16 protein-coding genes are annotated in these 15018 nt (G+C 72.7%); 10 read left to right on the forward strand and 6 right to left on the reverse strand.

The annotated features are described in order from the left end of the window. Nucleotides 1-5: 5 nt before the first annotated feature. The 3 genes from PP1_RS25255 to PP1_RS25265 are packed head-to-tail and all read right to left on the reverse strand — an operon-like array spanning nucleotide 6 to nucleotide 1575. Entirely contained in the window at nucleotides 6-365 is a 360-nt protein-coding gene (locus PP1_RS25255) for an Asp23/Gls24 family envelope stress response protein (protein WP_010232513.1), read from the reverse strand. Then, nucleotides 362-919 (reverse strand): Asp23/Gls24 family envelope stress response protein, encoded by a 558-nt coding sequence (locus PP1_RS25260; RefSeq protein ID WP_010232512.1) that lies wholly within the window; start codon nucleotides 917-919, stop codon nucleotides 362-364. The genes PP1_RS25255 and PP1_RS25260 overlap by 4 nt, the downstream gene beginning before the upstream one ends. Next, a complete protein-coding gene (locus tag PP1_RS25265) occupies nucleotides 910-1575 on the reverse strand; it encodes an RNA polymerase sigma factor (RefSeq protein ID WP_010232511.1) in 666 nt (221 codons plus the stop codon). The genes PP1_RS25260 and PP1_RS25265 overlap by 10 nt, the downstream gene beginning before the upstream one ends. Nucleotides 1576-1737: 162 nt before the next feature. Here PP1_RS25265 and PP1_RS25270 point away from each other — a divergent pair, with 162 nt between their 5' ends. The 9 genes from PP1_RS25270 (at nucleotide 1738) to PP1_RS25310 (ending at nucleotide 10384) form a co-directional block, all read left to right on the forward strand. Next, complete coding sequence (locus PP1_RS25270) at nucleotides 1738-1920, forward strand: CsbD family protein (RefSeq protein ID WP_010232510.1); 183 nt, start codon at nucleotides 1738-1740, stop codon at nucleotides 1918-1920. Between the two features lie 92 nt (nucleotides 1921-2012). Continuing rightward, a complete protein-coding gene (locus PP1_RS25275) occupies nucleotides 2013-2318 on the forward strand; it encodes a hypothetical protein (RefSeq protein ID WP_010232509.1) in 306 nt (101 codons plus the stop codon). A gap of 218 nt (nucleotides 2319-2536) precedes the next feature. Continuing rightward, nucleotides 2537-4000 carry a trigger factor gene (gene tig, locus PP1_RS25280; RefSeq protein ID WP_010232508.1) on the forward strand — a complete coding sequence of 488 codons (1464 nt, stop codon included), beginning with the start codon at nucleotides 2537-2539 and terminating at the stop codon, nucleotides 3998-4000. A gap of 297 nt (nucleotides 4001-4297) precedes the next feature. Then, the gene (locus PP1_RS25285) at nucleotides 4298-4894 is read left to right on the forward strand and encodes an ATP-dependent Clp protease proteolytic subunit (RefSeq protein WP_029239652.1); all 597 of its coding nucleotides are present in this window, start codon (nucleotides 4298-4300) and stop codon (nucleotides 4892-4894) included. Further along, complete coding sequence (locus tag PP1_RS25290) at nucleotides 4894-5586, forward strand: ATP-dependent Clp protease proteolytic subunit (protein ID WP_010232505.1); 693 nt, start codon at nucleotides 4894-4896, stop codon at nucleotides 5584-5586. Before PP1_RS25285 ends, PP1_RS25290 begins: the two co-directional genes overlap by 1 nt. A gap of 204 nt (nucleotides 5587-5790) precedes the next feature. Further along, entirely contained in the window at nucleotides 5791-7080 is a 1290-nt protein-coding gene (clpX, locus tag PP1_RS25295; protein ID WP_010232504.1) for an ATP-dependent Clp protease ATP-binding subunit ClpX, read from the forward strand. A 135-nt stretch (nucleotides 7081-7215) separates the two neighbouring features. Beyond that, nucleotides 7216-8619 carry an OFA family MFS transporter gene (locus PP1_RS25300; protein WP_029239650.1) on the forward strand — a complete coding sequence of 468 codons (1404 nt, stop codon included), beginning with the start codon at nucleotides 7216-7218 and terminating at the stop codon, nucleotides 8617-8619. Continuing rightward, the gene (locus tag PP1_RS25305) at nucleotides 8616-8759 is read left to right on the forward strand and encodes an MFS transporter small subunit (protein WP_010232502.1); all 144 of its coding nucleotides are present in this window, start codon (nucleotides 8616-8618) and stop codon (nucleotides 8757-8759) included. Before PP1_RS25300 ends, PP1_RS25305 begins: the two co-directional genes overlap by 4 nt. 80 nt (nucleotides 8760-8839) lie before the next feature. Next, nucleotides 8840-10384 carry an alkaline phosphatase D family protein gene (locus tag PP1_RS25310; RefSeq protein ID WP_010232501.1) on the forward strand — a complete coding sequence of 515 codons (1545 nt, stop codon included), beginning with the start codon at nucleotides 8840-8842 and terminating at the stop codon, nucleotides 10382-10384. Nucleotides 10385-10405: 21 nt separating this feature from the next. Here the strand turns inward: PP1_RS25310 and PP1_RS25315 are convergent, their stop codons facing one another. The 3 genes from PP1_RS25315 to PP1_RS25325 form a co-directional block, all read right to left on the reverse strand. Beyond that, nucleotides 10406-11392 carry a family 43 glycosylhydrolase gene (locus PP1_RS25315; protein WP_249266028.1) on the reverse strand — a complete coding sequence of 329 codons (987 nt, stop codon included), beginning with the start codon at nucleotides 11390-11392 and terminating at the stop codon, nucleotides 10406-10408. A gap of 317 nt (nucleotides 11393-11709) precedes the next feature. After that, a complete protein-coding gene (locus tag PP1_RS25320; protein WP_075314550.1) occupies nucleotides 11710-13188 on the reverse strand; it encodes an MFS transporter in 1479 nt (492 codons plus the stop codon). Between the two features lie 99 nt (nucleotides 13189-13287). After that, complete coding sequence (locus PP1_RS25325) at nucleotides 13288-13710, reverse strand: PPOX class F420-dependent oxidoreductase (RefSeq protein ID WP_010232638.1); 423 nt, start codon at nucleotides 13708-13710, stop codon at nucleotides 13288-13290. Between the two features lie 64 nt (nucleotides 13711-13774). Here PP1_RS25325 and PP1_RS25330 point away from each other — a divergent pair, with 64 nt between their 5' ends. Continuing rightward, on the forward strand, nucleotides 13775-14989 hold the full coding sequence (locus PP1_RS25330) for an MFS transporter (protein ID WP_010232640.1): 1215 nt from the start codon (nucleotides 13775-13777) through the stop codon (nucleotides 14987-14989). The last annotated feature ends 29 nt before the right edge of the window (nucleotides 14990-15018 follow it).

Below are 15018 nucleotides of genomic sequence, written 5' to 3' on the forward strand. Positions count from 1 at the left end.
AGGTCTCAGGCGGGGAGATCGATGCCGGCGACCGTGACCCGGACCCGCGCCGCGAGGCCGGTGACCGCGGCGACCTCCTCGGACACCTCGCGCTGCACCCGCGCCGCGAGGTCCGCGCACGGCGTCCCCAGCCGGACGCCGACGGTCACCCGGATCTCGGCCTCCCGGCCGAGGACGGTCGCGACGACGCCCTGGGTGCGCAGCTCGTCGGGCACCGGGTAGCGGGGCAGCCAGGTCGCGGCCAGCCCCAGCAGGATCTGGGTCACGTCGCCCAGCAGTGTCGCCACGCCCGGGACCGCGCGGGCCCGGCGCGCGGCGACCCGGGCGACCGCCAGGTCCGAGACGTGGACGCGGACGGTGCTCACCGGCGTGCCACCTCTGGCTCCTCCCACACGTCCTCCACATGGATGTCGACGCCGGCGATCGGCACGCCGAGCGTCCGTTCTCCGGCCGAGATGATCATCTGCCGGACCCGCGCGGTGACCGAGGCGAGGTCGACACCGAACCGCGCGGACACCGTCATCCGGACCCAGACCGGCTCGGCCGGGCCGGGGCCGCGGGCCTGCTCGATCCGGCAGCGCCGGGCCCGCAGGCCGCCCATCGAGTCGACGACGTGCCGCAGCGCGGCCTCCGCGGCCGGGCGTCCCAGCCAGGCGTCCGGCCCGATCTCCAGCAGCTCGTGCGGACGCAGGTCCGCCACGACCGCGCCCATCACCTGCTCCAGGACCGACGGCGGCGGCCGCAGCGGCTCGGCCGCCATCCGGGCGACGAGCCCGCCGAGCCGGTCGTGGTCGGCCCGCGCCGCGACGCAGTGCGGACAGGACACCTCGTGCTCGTCGAGGGTGCCGCCCTCGGCGTGCTCCCAGACGTCGGCGGCGTCGCGCCCGCAGGCCAGCGGCTCCACCTGCTCTACCGCCATGCCCGCATCCTCTCCGCCAGGGCCGTCCGTGCCCGGTGGATCCTCCCGCGTACCGCCGTCTCGGAGACACCGGTGATGTGGGAGATGTCGGCGTACCCGAGCCCCTCCAGCTCGCGCAGCACCCAGCAGGTGCGCTGCTCGCCGGGCAGCTCGGCCACGGCCCGGGACAGCGCGGCCATCTCGGCGTCGACCTCGGCGGCCCGCTCCGGGGAGCCGGATCCGGTCACCAGGACGGAGGACCCGGCGCCGTCCTCCGCGGGCAGCGGCTCGGTCCGCCGGTTCCGGCGCATGAGCGCGGTGCAGCGGTGCGTGACGATGCGGTACATCCAGGTCGAGAACGCGGCCTCGCCGCGGAAGGTGCCGATCCGGCGCCACGCGTCGATCAGCGCCTCCTGCAGCGCGTCCTCGGCGTCCGCCCGCTGGCCGAGCACCCGCACCGCGACCCGGAACAGGGCGTCCTGGTGCCGGCGGGCCAGCTCCTCGAAGGCGTGCACGTCACCGTCCTGCGCCCGTGCGACGAGGGTCGGCTCGTCGAGCGCGGCGCGCGGCGTCGCCGCACCCTGCGCCTCGGGCGGTGCGGCACCGTCCACCGGTGCGCCCCCGACCGGCGTCGCGGTCGGCGACCCGTCCTGGGTCGTCCGGTGGGTGACCTGCACGTCCGTCCGTCCCGATCGGTGTGGGCGATGGTCCCGCGTCCGAGATGTCCGTCTCTCCCGCGGTTGAGACGTGATCGACGGGGTACCCGGCGCGTGTCAGCGACGGTAGCGACCGGCTCGTGCCGTCGCGCGTCGGACACGCAGAGGAAGCGGGTGAGCCCCATGGGTCTCGGAGACAAGATCGACAACAAGACCGAGGAGCTGGGCGGGAAGGCCAAGGAGGCCGTGGGCCGTGCGGCCGACGACCAGGACCTCGAGGCCGAGGGCAAGAAGGACCAGGTCACCGGGAACCTCAAGCAGGCCGGCGAGAAGCTGAAGGACACCTTCAAGAGCTCGAAGGACTGATCCACCCCCTCCGACGACGGCGGCGCCCACGACCGGGCGCCGCCGTCGTCGTGTGCGGGGCCGGGGACCGCCGGCGGGGCTAGGGTGCCCGCGTGGACGAGCACACGGGCCCCGGGCCGCAGGACGTGGCGACGGCCGTGCTGGCGCACCCGTCGGTGCTGCGGCTCGACGGCGGGCCGTTCGGCTCCATCGCCTCCTACCTCCCCGGCCACCGGGTGTGGGGCGTCCGCCTCGGCGACCCCGTGGAGATCGCCGTCGTCGTCGGCCTCGGCGTCCCGTTCGCCGAGATCGCCGACGGGATCGCGGCCCGCGTCCGTGCCGTCCTCGGCGACGACACCGTGGACGTGGAGGTCACGGTGGCCGACGTGGGCGGGGTCGATCCCGTCCCGTCGCGCTGAGGCACGCCCGGCCCGACACGCCGTGACGAGCCTCGCCTAGACTCGCGCGGGCCCCCGCCGTAGCCGGGCACGTCCGACGTGCCCGCGCCCGGCCGGGAGGGACGCCCGGGTCAGCCCGGGATCGTCCACCGACACCCGGAGGGCGGGGGAGAGACACCGACCGGGGCCGCGCGCGGCGCGGCCCGTTGCACCAGCCCGTACCGGCAAGGAGTTCCACCGTGAAGAGCACCGTCGAGCACCTCAGCCCGACGCGCGTCCGGATCAACGTCGAGGTGCCGTTCGACGAGCTCAAGCCCGACTTCGACCGCGCGTACAAGAAGATCGCCCAGCAGGTCCGGATCCCGGGCTTCCGCCCGGGCAAGGCCCCGGCCCGCATCCTCGAGGCGCGGATCGGCCGGGCCCCGGTGCTCGACGAGGTCGTGAACAACGCGATCCCGACGAAGTACCAGGAGGCCGTCGTCTCGGCCGAGGACGTCACCCCGATCGGCCGTCCGGACATCGAGGTCACCGAGATCGCCGACGGCGAGCGCATCGCGTTCACCGCCGAGGTCGACGTCCGCCCCGAGATCGCGCTGCCGGACCTCGACGGCCTGGCCGTCGAGGTCGACGAGACCGAGGTCGACGAGGAGCAGGTCACCGAGCAGCTGGACCAGCTGCGCGCCCGCTTCGGCACCCTGGCCGGTGTCGAGCGTCCCGCGACCTCGGGCGACTACGTCCAGATCGACCTCTCCGCCGCCGTCGACGGCAAGGAGATCGAGGAGGCCACCACCACCGGGTTCTCCTACGAGATCGGTCAGGGCGGCCTCATCGAGGGCATCGACGAGGCCCTCGAGGGCATGTCGGCCGACGAGGAGAAGACCTTCACCTCGAAGCTGGTCGCCGGCGAGCACGCCGACGCCGACGCCGAGATCACGGTCAAGGTGACCACCGTCAAGGAGCGTCACCTCCCCGACGCCGACGACGAGTTCGCCCAGCTCGCCTCCGAGTTCGACACGCTCGACGAGCTGACCGAGAACCTGCGCGAGCGCCTCGGCCAGTCGAAGCGGATGGAGCAGGCCGCCCAGGCCCGCGACCGCCTGCTCGACAAGCTGGTCGAGGGCACCGAGGTCCCGCTGCCGGAGAGCGTCGTCCAGGCCGAGGTCGACAACCGCCTGCACGACGCGGTGCACGCCTTCGACCACGACGAGGAGCGCTTCGCGGAGTTCCTGTCCTCCCAGGACAAGACCCGGGAGCAGTTCGACGCCGAGTCGCGCGAGGAGGCCGAGAAGGCCGTCCGCTACCGCCTCGTGCTCGACGCGCTGGCGGACTCCGAGGAGGTCTCGGTCAACGACCAGGAGATCACCGAGCGAATCCTCTACCAGGCCCAGCAGTACGGCATGGCGCCCGAGCAGTTCGTCCAGCAGATCCAGCAGGCCGGCCAGATCGGCGCGATCTACCAGGACGTCCGCCGCTCCAAGGCGCTGATCACCGCCGTGCGTGCCGCCTCGGTGACGCTGCCGAACGGTGAGGCGGTCGACCTGTCCGACCTCCTGGGCGACGACGAGGCCACCGACGAGGCCGCCGACGAGGCCGCCGAGGGGACCGTCGAGGGGACCGTGGTCGAGGGCTCGGAGGACACCACCTCCGAGGCCGCCGACGCGGCGGACGAGGCCTCCGGCGAGAAGGCGGACGCCAAGGCCTGACCTGGCCGTCCACCCGTCCGGAACGGCACGTGGTGCGCTCTCGGCGAACATCGGGCGTCGCTCCCCGCGCGGGCACCGGTGTCCGCGTAGGGTCGGCCTCGAACCGGTCCCCACGAGGGACCGTGGACGGGTTCGCAAGACCCGAATACCGGAGAACCGAGAGCGATCCAGAGGAAGACTTTCGGGACCTGGGCGGGCACGACCGACGTCGTGCCCGCCCGGCCCGACTTCGGAAAGCAGGGTGAAGTGAGCCAGCAGGACATCGGCCCGCTCGCGGGCCTCGGTAGCGGGCCGCAGATGCGGGCCGCGACCCACAGCATGTCGCTGTCCGACTCGGTGTACGAGCGGCTGCTCCAGCAGCGGATCATCGTCCTCGGCCAGCAGGTCGACGCGGAGATCTCGAACCGGATCGCCGCGCAGATGCTGCTCCTCGCAGCCGAGGACCCCGAGAAGGACATCGAGCTCTACATCAACTCGCCGGGTGGTTCGGTGACCGACGGCATGGCCGTCTTCGACACCATGAACCTCATCCCGTGCGACGTGTCGACCACGGCGATGGGCATGGCCGCCTCGATGGGCCAGTTCCTGCTCTCCGCAGGGACGCCGGGCAAGCGCTTCGCGCTGCCGCACGCGCGGATCATGATGCACCAGCCGTCCGGCGGGATCGGCGGCACCGAAGCCGACATCACCATCCTCGCCGAGCAGATGCGCAAGACGAAGCGGGAGATGGCCGAGCTGATCGCGCAGCACACCGGCCAGTCGCTCGAGACCATCGAGCGGGACTCGGACCGTGACCGCTGGTTCACCGCCGAGGAGGCCAAGGACTACGGCTTCGTCGACCACGTCGTGACCCACGCCGGCCGCGCGTCGGGTTCGCAGAACGGGAGCGCCTGATGAGCACCTTCGATCCGCGCCACCCCGAGTCCGTGGCGGACCTGCGCGGGCCCGGTGGCTACGCGCCGGACCCGATCCGGTCCCGTTACGTGCTGCCCTCCTACGTCGAGCGCACCAGCTACGGGGTCAAGGAGTCGAACCCGTACAACAAGCTCTTCGAGGAGCGCATCATCTTCCTCGGTGAGCAGATCAACGACACCTCGGCGAACGACACGATGGCCCAGCTGCTGGTGCTCGAGTCGCTCGACCCGGACCGCGAGATCTCGCTGTACATCAACTCGCCGGGCGGGTCCTTCACCTCGCTGATGGCGATCTACGACACGATGCAGTTCATCCGGCCCGACATCCAGACCGTCTGCCTCGGGCAGGCGGCGTCGGCCGCGGCGGTGCTGCTGTGCGCGGGCACCCCGGGCCGCCGGATGGCGGTCGAGAACGCCCGCATCCTGATCCACCAGCCGGCCACCGAGGGTGTCTACGGCCAGGCCTCCGACCTGGAGATCCAGGCCACCGAGATCTCCCGCATCCGCAAGCGGATGGAGGAGGTCATCGCCCGGCACTCGAACCGCACCGCCGAGCAGGTGCGCGACGACATCGACCGGGACAAGATCCTGACGGCCGAGGAGGCCAAGGAGTACGGCCTGGTCGACGAGATCGTCCAGAGCCGGAAGCTGTCCGCCACCGGCGGCCGCTGACGACATCCCGGGTCACCGGGGCCGGGCACGGCCCCGGTGACCGCCCGCCGACCCGCCGCGGAATCGGACTCTTCTTCCGGTCCCGGCGGCGGGTCCGGGCAGGTACCGTCGTCCCCGGAGGCCACGCGGTCCCGGAGGACCGGTCTCTCCGGAGACGACGGGCACGACGCGAGAACGCCGGACCAGGACTGGGGATCGACACCTATGGCACGCATCGGCGACGGCGGGGACCTGCTCAAGTGCTCCTTCTGCGGGAAGAGCCAGAAGCAGGTCAAGAAGCTCATCGCCGGCCCCGGCGTCTACATCTGCGACGAGTGCATCGATCTCTGCAACGAGATCATCGAGGAGGAGCTGGCCGAGGCCGGTGAGGTCAAGCTCGACGAGCTGCCGAAGCCCGCCGAGATCCACGACTTCCTCGACCAGTACGTCGTCGGTCAGCCCGACACCAAGCGGACGCTGTCCGTGGCCGTCTACAACCACTACAAGCGCATCCAGGCCGGCGAGCGCCTCCGCGCCAGCGGCAACGGCGACGGCGACGGCATCGAGATCGCCAAGTCGAACATCCTGATGCTCGGCCCGACCGGGTGCGGCAAGACCTACCTCGCGCAGACCCTCGCGAAGCTGCTGAACGTGCCGTTCGCCATCGCCGACGCGACCGCGCTGACGGAGGCCGGCTACGTCGGCGAGGACGTCGAGAACATCCTGCTGAAGCTGATCCAGGCCGCCGACTACGACGTGAAGCGTGCCGAGACCGGCATCATCTACATCGACGAGGTCGACAAGATCGCCCGCAAGTCGGAGAACCCGTCGATCACCCGGGACGTCTCCGGCGAGGGTGTCCAGCAGGCGCTGCTGAAGATCCTCGAGGGCACCACCGCGAGCGTGCCGCCGCAGGGCGGGCGCAAGCACCCGCACCAGGAGTTCATCCAGATCGACACGACGAACGTGCTGTTCATCGTGGCCGGCGCCTTCGCCGGGCTGGAGCGGATCATCGGGGAGCGGGTCGGCAAGTCGGGGATCGGCTTCGGCGCGGACATCCGCTCGAAGAAGGACATGGACCCGGCGGAGAGCTTCGCCGAGACCCTCCCCGAGGACCTCATCAAGTTCGGCCTCATCCCCGAGTTCATCGGCCGGCTGCCGATCGTGGCGTCGGTGACCTCGCTGGACAAGGACGCCCTGGTCAAGATCCTCACCGAGCCGCGCAACGCCCTGGTGAAGCAGTACCGCAAGCTGTTCGAGATGGACGGCGTGGAGCTCGACTTCGCCGAGGAGGCGCTGGAGGCCGTCGCCGATCTCGCGATCCTGCGCGGCACCGGCGCCCGTGGCCTGCGGGCGATCATGGAGGAGGTGCTCCTCCCGGTCATGTACGACATCCCGAGCCGCGACGACGTGGCGAAGGTCGTCGTCACCGCGCAGACGGTCAAGGAGAACGTCAACCCGACGATCGTCCCGCGGCAGCCCCCGCGCCGGGAGCGCCGCGACCGCTCGGCCTGAGCCCGGTCACCCGCCGCGACGCCGGTCCCGCCCACAGGGTGGGGCCGGCGTTGCCGCGTCGAGTGCACTACTCCGGTTGCCGTACCGTTCGTCGTTACTTAGCGTTGCGCCCGCAACGGACGACGGAGGGGCACGATGGCCGGTTTTCTGACGAGGGAGCGGATCGTCGCTCCACCCGGGTGGAGCAGGTGGCTCGTGCCACCGGCGGCGCTCTCGATCCACCTGGCGGTCGGCCAGGCGTACGCGTGGAGCGCGTTCAAGGCCCCGCTGGAGAACGGGCTCGACATCTCCGGTGTCGCGAGCGCGCTGCCCTTCACCCTGGCCATCATCATGCTGGGGCTGTCGTCGGCACTGTTCGGCACGAAGGTCGACGCCAACGGGCCCCGGTGGGCGATGGTCGTCGCCACGGCGTGCTTCGTCTCCGGCTTCCTGATCTCCGGCCTCGGCCTGCATCTCGGCTGGTTCTGGCTGGTCGTGCTCGGGTACGGCTTCGTCGGCGGCATCGGGCTGGGCGTCGGGTACATCTCGCCGGTGTCCACCCTGATCAAGTGGTTCCCGGACCGGCCGGGCCTGGCCACCGGCCTCGCGATCATGGGTTTCGGTGGCGGCGCGCTGATCGCGTCCCCGCTGACGGCGTCGCTGCTGTCGACCTTCGGTGCGAGCGGTGACTCGCCCTCGGTGCCGGGCATCGGCAACACCTTTCTCGCCATGGGGGCCATCTACCTGGTCTTCATGTCGCTGGGCTGGCTGCTGATCCGGGTCCCGGCCGAGGGCTGGGCGCCGGCAGGCTGGTCGCCCGCCGCGGCGAAGAAGTCCGGGATGATCTCGACCGGCCAGGTGTCGGCACGCAACGCGATCAGGACCCCGCAGTTCTGGCTGCTGTGGGTGGTCCTGTGCTTCAACGTCACCGCGGGCATCGGGATCCTGGAACGGGCCAACCCGATCTTCAAGGACTTCTTCGCGGACTCCTCGCCCGCGGAGACGCTGGCGGCCGCCGCGGTCGGCTTCGTCTCGATCCTCTCGCTCGCGAACTCCGCGGGCCGGATCGCCTGGTCGTCCCTGTCGGACGTGCTGGGCCGCAAGAACATGTACCGGATCTACCTGGGTGTCGGCGCGCTGCTCTACCTGCTGATCACGCTGATCCCGAACTCGAACCGGGCACTGTTCATCGTGGCCGCGGTGCTGATCCTCTCGTTCTACGGCGCTGGTTTCGCCACCGTCCCCGCCTACCTCCGGGACCTGTTCGGCACCTACCAGGTCGGCGCGATCCACGGCCGGCTGCTGACCGCCTGGTCCACCGCGGGCGTGCTCGGGCCGCTGATCGTCAACGCGATCGCCGACGCCCGCATCGAGGCCGGCGTGCAGGGCCCGGCCCGGTACACCACCGCCTTCTCGATCATGATCGGGCTGCTGGTGATCGCGTTCGTGTGCAACGAGCTGATCCGGCCGGTCGACGCGAAGCACCACGAACCCGAGCCGGAGGACACCGCCACCGGCCCGGAGACCGAGACCGCCGAGGCGAAGGGGGCACAGTCGTGAGCACGTCCGAGGTGGCGGGATCCGCCACGTGGAGCCCGCTGCAGTGGCTCGGGGCGGTCCTGGCCTGGATCTGGGTCGGGGTGCCGTTCGCCTACGGCCTCTACGAGCTGGTCCTGAAGATCCCCGCCCTGTTCGGCTGAGAGATCACCCACGGCCGGTTCACCGGCCGTTCACCCGGATGGTCCGGTTGTTGTTCACCCGTCCGGATTAGAACGGCGTCGTGGTCCTGTCACGACGTTCCCTGTTCCGCACCGCGGCCGCCGGCGGCCTCGCCGCCGGCGCCGCGCTGTCCCTTCCCACCACCGCGTCCGCGGCACCGGCACTGGTCCGCTCCGGACGCCCCGTCCTCACCCACGGCGTCCAGGCCGGGGACGTCCGCGGCGGCTCCGGTCTGGTCTGGACGCGGGCCGACCGGCCGTCCCGGATGGTCGTCGAGGTCGCGGACTCGCCGGACTTCCGGCGGGCCCTGCGCGTCCCCGGCCCGCTGCTGACCCCCGACGGCGACTTCACCGGCCGGCTGCGGGTGCCCGCCCGTCGTGGCCGGGTGCACTACCGCGTCGTCGCGGAGGCGCTCGACGGCGGCGGTGCGAGCGAGCCGCTCACCGGCAGCTTCCGGGCCGAGCCCGGACGCGGGGAGCCGGTCCGGATCCAGTGGTCCGGCGACGTCGTCGGGCAGGGCTGGGGCATCGACCGGGCGCACGGCGGGATGCGGATCTTCTCCGCGATGGCGGACCGCGAGCCGGACCTGTTCCTGCACTCCGGGGACACCGTCTACGCCGACGGCCCGCTGGAGGAGACGGTCACGCTGCCCGACGGCCGGGTCTGGCGCAACGAGATGACCGACGAGAAGGCGAAGGTCGCGGAGACGCTGGCCGAGTTCCGCGGCCAGTTCGCCTACAACCTGCGCGACGACAACATGCGCCGGTTCGCCGCGTCGGTGGGCCAGATCGTCCAGTGGGACGACCACGAGGTCACCAACAACTGGTACCCCGGCGAGATCCTGACCGGCGAGGTCGGGGAGAAGTACACCGAGAAGCGGGTCGACGTGCTCGCCGCCCGCGGGTTCCGGGCGTTCCACGAGTGGCAGCCGCTGGACCCGCGTACCGCCGTCGACGGGCGGGTGTACCGGCGGCTGACGTTCGGCCCGCAGGTCGAGGTGTTCGTGCTCGACATGCGCACCTACCGGACCCCGAACTCGGCCAACACCGCTACCGGCGAGCGGATCCTCGGTGAGGCCCAGGCGCGCTGGCTGGTGGAGTCGCTCGCCGACTCCCGGGCCACCTGGAAGATCATCCAGTCGGACATGCCGATCGGGGTGCAGGTGCCGGACGGTGACACCGCATGGGAGGCCGTCGCCAACGGGGTGCCGGGTCCGCCGAGCGGGCGCGAGTCCGAGATCGCCGGGGTGCTGGCGGGCATCCGCCGCCGCGGGATCCGCAACGTCGTCTGGGTGACCGCGGACGTGCACTACACCGCCGCCCACCACTACTCGCCCGAGCGGGCCGCGTTCGACGGGTTCGACCCGTTCTGGGAGTTCGTCTCCGGGCCGCTGCACGCCGGAGCGTTCGGGCCGAACGAGCTCGACCCGACCTTCGGGCCGAAGGTGGAGTTCGTACGCGGGCCGTCCCGCCAGGAGGCGTCGCCGTTGGAGGGGTTCCAGCACTTCGGGGAGCTCGACGTCGCGCCCGACGGGTCGACGCTGGACGTGCACCTGCGCGACCAGGACGGCGCCTCGCTCTGGAGCACGACGCTGCAGCGGGCCTGATCCCGGACCGCTCCGGGCGGGTCAGGGGACCGGGCGCGGTGCGGGACCGGCGTGCGTCGGGGTGACCCGCCCGAACCGGCCCTCGGAGGTGATCGGCAGCCGGTCCAGGGTCACCTCGCGGTGCGTCCCGTCGCCGCCGGGGATCGCGAAGCGGTGGTAGGCGTAGTACCACTCGTCGGTCCCCGGGATCCGCAGCGGCGATCCGTGCCCCGGCCCGCGGACGCCCGCGGCCTCGTCCTTCGCGAGGATCACGCCGTGGTCGGTGAAGGGCCCCGCCGGGCCGGGCCCCGTCGCGTAGCCGACCCGGTAGTCCTCGGAGCGGTAGTCGCCGATCGACCAGGTGACGTGCCAGGTCCCGGCGCGACGGTCGACGTGGATCCCCTCACCGAAGCCGTCCAGCCCGGACAGCACCCGGATCTTCTTCGGATCGAACGACACCATGTCCGGGTTCAGCGGCACCATCTGCGCCTGGCCGTTGCCCCAGTACAGGTAGCGGGTGCCGTCGGGCCCGGCGACGACGGCGGGGTCGATCGCCGCGCCCCGCCCGCCCGGGTTCGTCGTGACCAGCGGGCGGCCGCTGTCGCGGAACGGTCCCGTCGGGGAGTCGGCGACGGCGACGCCGATCTTCTCCTCGGCGGTGAAGTAGAGGTACCAGCGGCCGTCCTTCTCGGCGACCTCCGGCGCCCAGGCGAGCTTCTCCGCCCACCGGACGTCGGTGCCGAGCCGCAGGATCTCGCCCCGCGGCCGCCAGTTCACCAGGTCCGTCGACGACCAGGCGGTGAAGGACGCGTCGCTCGATCCCTCGCCGTCGGTGGTCGGGTACAGGTAGTACGTCCCGTCCGAGACGGTGATCGCGGGATCGGCGTAGTAGCCGTCGAGGGCGCGGCCGCCGACCGGGTGCGCGGGTGCCCCGGCCGCGGCCGGCGCCGGTGCGGGGTACAGGGCGACGGCGGCCAGCGCGAGGGCGGCGGCGAGCACGGCCGTGAGCGGCAGGCTGGTTCGCGACACCCCCGCACCGTGGGGGAGGGCACCGCGCCGCGGTGGGACGGCACGCCCGGGGCACCCCGGATCCACCCGTGCGTGCGACCGCCCCGCCCCGCCCGCCCGCCCGGCCACCCGGCCGCGCCGCCCGCCCCGGGCCGCGCACGCTGCGGCCCCCGTGCCGGTGCGCGGCACCCCGTCTCGGTGCGCGGCACCCCGTCACCGTGCGCCGCACCCCGCCAGCGTCCGCGGCACCCGGTCGCCATGCGCCGCACCCGTTGCGTGGGGTGCGTCGGCCCGTGACGGGGTGCCGCGCGAGGTCGTGGGGCGGGGCGGCGGGCTGGTCAGGGCTTCTGGCTGTCGTGTGGGGCAGGGGGTCCTGTGAGGTCCGCGCCGGGCGCTACCGCTGCGGGGGTCCGGGCCGCCAGGACGGGGCCTGCGGGCATCACGTCCTCGGGATCGGCGGGGGGCCGGTCGTCGGCGGGGGCCGCGAGGTAGGCGGCGGAGAGCCGCCGGTACGGGCGCGAGGCCAGGGCGGCCAGGGTGGCCACGAGTCCGAGCAACCCCGTCACCACGAAGACGAGCGCGATCGCCCGGTCGGTCCCGGTGCCGAACCAGCCGCCGATCGCCCGGGCACCGGCGCCGCCGTCGCTCATGAACGGCACCACCACCAGCTCGGTGACGGGCGCGAGCAGGAACGCCGTCAGCGGCGAGGCGGCCTGTTCCACGCTCTGCGCGAACCCGAAGACCCGCCCCTGCCTGCCGTAGGGCACCACCCGCTGCAGGACGGTCTGCTCCGCGGCCTCGGCGTAGGGCATGAGCAGCATGAACACCGTCATCCCGATCGTCAGCAGGACGATCGAGGCCTGCAGCGGGAACAGCATCGTCGCCGTCCACAGTGTCGCGTTCACCAGCAGCAGGGTCCGGACCGGTCGCGATCCGAGGCCGGTCCGCGCGACCAGCAGCCCGCCCACGATCACGCCGGTGGACAGCGCGCCCCACAGCAGACCCCACGCCTGCACCGAGATCATGGACAGGCCGTACGGGTCCATCAGCGCCATGAACACCCCGCCGAGCAGGTTGTTCACGCAGGTGAAGACGATCAGGGCCGGGAGGCCGGGCACCGAGCCGACCACCCGCAGCGTCCCGCGCAGGTCGACCCCGCCGCGGTCGTCCCCGCCCCCGGCGGCGGCGTCCACCGGCGCGGACGGCACCCGCACCCGGGACAGGTGGAGCAGCGACGCGCCCAGCACGACGAGCGCGAGCAGCAGCACCGACCGCATGCCGTCGTACGCGACGAGCAGGCCCGACAGCACCGACGTCACCAGGAACGAGACCCCGGTCGCCGTGCCGACGAGCCCGTTCGCGCGGTCCCGGACCCCGGCCGGGACCAGCAGCGTCACGAGCGTCGGCAGCGCGATCGTGCGCAGGTTGCCGGTGATCACGCCGAGCATCAGTGCGACGACGAACCCCCACAGCAGCGGGCTGGACGCGTCGCGGAAGACCTCCGCCGGCGTCGTCAGGTAGACGACCAGGCAGCCCGCGTAGATCGCCAGCGACACCGCGGCGGAGCCCTGCATCACCGCGCGCTTGCCGAACCCGTCGACGAGGCTGCCGAACCAGATCCCGGTCGACGACGTCGCCGCCAGGAAGATCCCCGCGATGATGCCGGTCGCCATCACCGACCGGGTCTCGACGAACACCCAGAACGTCACGGCGAACCACACCGTGAAGTTGACGACCGACACGGTCAGGGTGCTCGCCAGCAGGTGCGCGAAGGTCCGCTGCGTGCCGTGCCGCAGGTCCAGGCGCGTGGGGTCCATGGTCCACCGTCCTCTCGGAAGCTGGGACCGGCGGGACCGCCGGAACTCATCGGCTCCGGGACGGACGGTGCGGGACGGACCCGGGTTCGGGTCGAGCGATCAGGCGGTCATGTCCAGCGAGGCGACGACCTTCGTCGGCCGGATCCGGACGACGAGCTCGCCCGGCACCCCGTTGCGGCGCCCGAACTCCTCGGCCCGGTCCTCGCCCATGTACCGGCGGCCGAGCGCGGTGGCGGTGCGCAGCAGCTCGTCCGGGTCCTCGCTGGTCTCGGCGATCCCCTGGACCTGCACGAACGCGTACGGCGGTTCCGGCAGGTCGGCGGTCAGCACGACCCGCGGGTCGCGGACGATCGCGCGGCCCTTCGCGGTGCCGGCCCCGGTGTTGAAGACGATCGCGTCGTCCTCGGCCAGGAACCAGACGGGGGCGACGAGTGGGCGGCCGTCCCGCGCGGTCCAGCCGAGCATCCCGGTGCGGGTGCCGTGGTTCAGGAACCCGGCGACCTCGGGTGTGAGAGCGGTCATGCCGCGCAGCGTAGGGCGGGAATCCGGATGACCGCGCGGCCGTCACCGTGTTGGGCTCCCTGCGATGTCCCACGCGACCGAGACCGGAGTGGACGTACGGCAGCCCGTGCCGCGCGTCGTCACGGTGCTGGCCCTGAGCATCTTCGTGCTCGGCACCAGCGAGTTCGTGATCACCGGGCTGCTGCCCGACATGGCCGCCGACCTGGGCGTGACGATCTCCCAGGTCGGCTACCTGATCTCCGGGTTCGCCGTCGGGATGGTCGTCGGCGCGCCGCTGATGGCGGTCGCGACGCTGCGGCTGCCGCGGCACACCACGCTGGTGGCGATGCTGGTGGCCGTCGCCGCGCTGCACGTGCTCGGCGCGCTCACCTCCAGCTACCCGCTGCTGTTGGCGATCCGGGTGCTGACCGCGGTCGCGACCGGCGGGTTCTGGGCGGTCGCCGCCGTCGTCACGGTGTCGTCGGTGGGACCGCGCGACCGGGCCCGGGCGCTGTCCCGGCTGCTCGCCGGGCTGACCGTGTCCAACGTGGCCGGCATCCCGCTCGGCACGGTGATCGGGCAGCAGTTCGGCTGGCGGGCGACGTTCTGGATCATCGCGGCGCTGGCGCTCGCCGGACTGGCGGGGGTGCTCACGCTGGTCCCCCGTACCTGGGGCGCCGGTCAGGAACGACGGCTGTCGGCCGAGCTGGCGGTGTTCCGGCGTGCCCGGTTGTGGCTCGCGCTGACCACGACGGCGCTCTACCAAGCCGGCATGATCGCGATGCTGGCGTACCTGGCGCCGCTGCTGATCGAGGTCGCCGGGCTCGCCCCGGGCTGGGTGCCCGCCGTGCAGTTCGGCGCGGGCGTCGGCTCGCTGGCCGGGATCGTGCTGGGCGGCCGGTTCGCCGACCGGCACCCGTGGCGGACGCTGTTCGCCGCACTGGTCGGCGCCGGCGTCCTGCTCGGGCTGCTCGCCGGGACGGCGGCGCTCCCCGGCGCGGCCCCGGCGGTCGCCGTCGGGCTCGGGTTCGTCGCGTTCGTCGCCGCCGCTCCGCTGAACGCCCGCGTGTTCGCCCTCGCCGGGACCGCTCCGACGCTGGCCAGCGCGACGAACACCTCGGCGTTCAACGTCGGGAACTCGCTGGGCCCGGCGCTGGGTGGGCTCGCGATCGCCGCCGGCTGGGGGCTGACCGCGCCGCCGCTGATCGGGGTGCTCCTGATGGCGTGTGCACTCGTGCCGGCCTGCGCCTCGGTGCTCCTGGACCGGCGGTGGGGCGCCCCGGGGACGACCGGGGCGTGACACCGGCGTCGCAGGCCAGCAGGATCACC

It is taken from the genome of Pseudonocardia sp. P1 (assembly GCF_000178675.2).
GTDB lineage: Bacteria > Actinomycetota > Actinomycetes > Mycobacteriales > Pseudonocardiaceae > Pseudonocardia.

Bases quoted from the DNA above. Each gene is read 5' to 3' on its own strand.
- PP1_RS25320 (WP_075314550.1), bottom strand. From the start codon at position 13,188: ATGGACCCCACGCGCCTGGACCTGCGGCACGGCACGCAGCGGACCTTC.
- PP1_RS25285 (WP_029239652.1), top strand. From the start codon at position 4,298: ATGCGGGCCGCGACCCACAGCATGTCGCTGTCCGACTCGGTGTACGAG.
- PP1_RS25325 (WP_010232638.1), bottom strand. From the start codon at position 13,710: ATGACCGCTCTCACACCCGAGGTCGCCGGGTTCCTGAACCACGGCACC.
- PP1_RS25290 (WP_010232505.1), top strand. From the start codon at position 4,894: ATGAGCACCTTCGATCCGCGCCACCCCGAGTCCGTGGCGGACCTGCGC.
- PP1_RS25330 (WP_010232640.1), top strand. From the start codon at position 13,775: ATGTCCCACGCGACCGAGACCGGAGTGGACGTACGGCAGCCCGTGCCG.
- PP1_RS25260 (WP_010232512.1), bottom strand. From the start codon at position 919: ATGGCGGTAGAGCAGGTGGAGCCGCTGGCCTGCGGGCGCGACGCCGCC.
- PP1_RS25300 (WP_029239650.1), top strand. From the start codon at position 7,216: ATGGCCGGTTTTCTGACGAGGGAGCGGATCGTCGCTCCACCCGGGTGG.
- clpX (WP_010232504.1), top strand. From the start codon at position 5,791: ATGGCACGCATCGGCGACGGCGGGGACCTGCTCAAGTGCTCCTTCTGC.
- PP1_RS25270 (WP_010232510.1), top strand. From the start codon at position 1,738: ATGGGTCTCGGAGACAAGATCGACAACAAGACCGAGGAGCTGGGCGGG.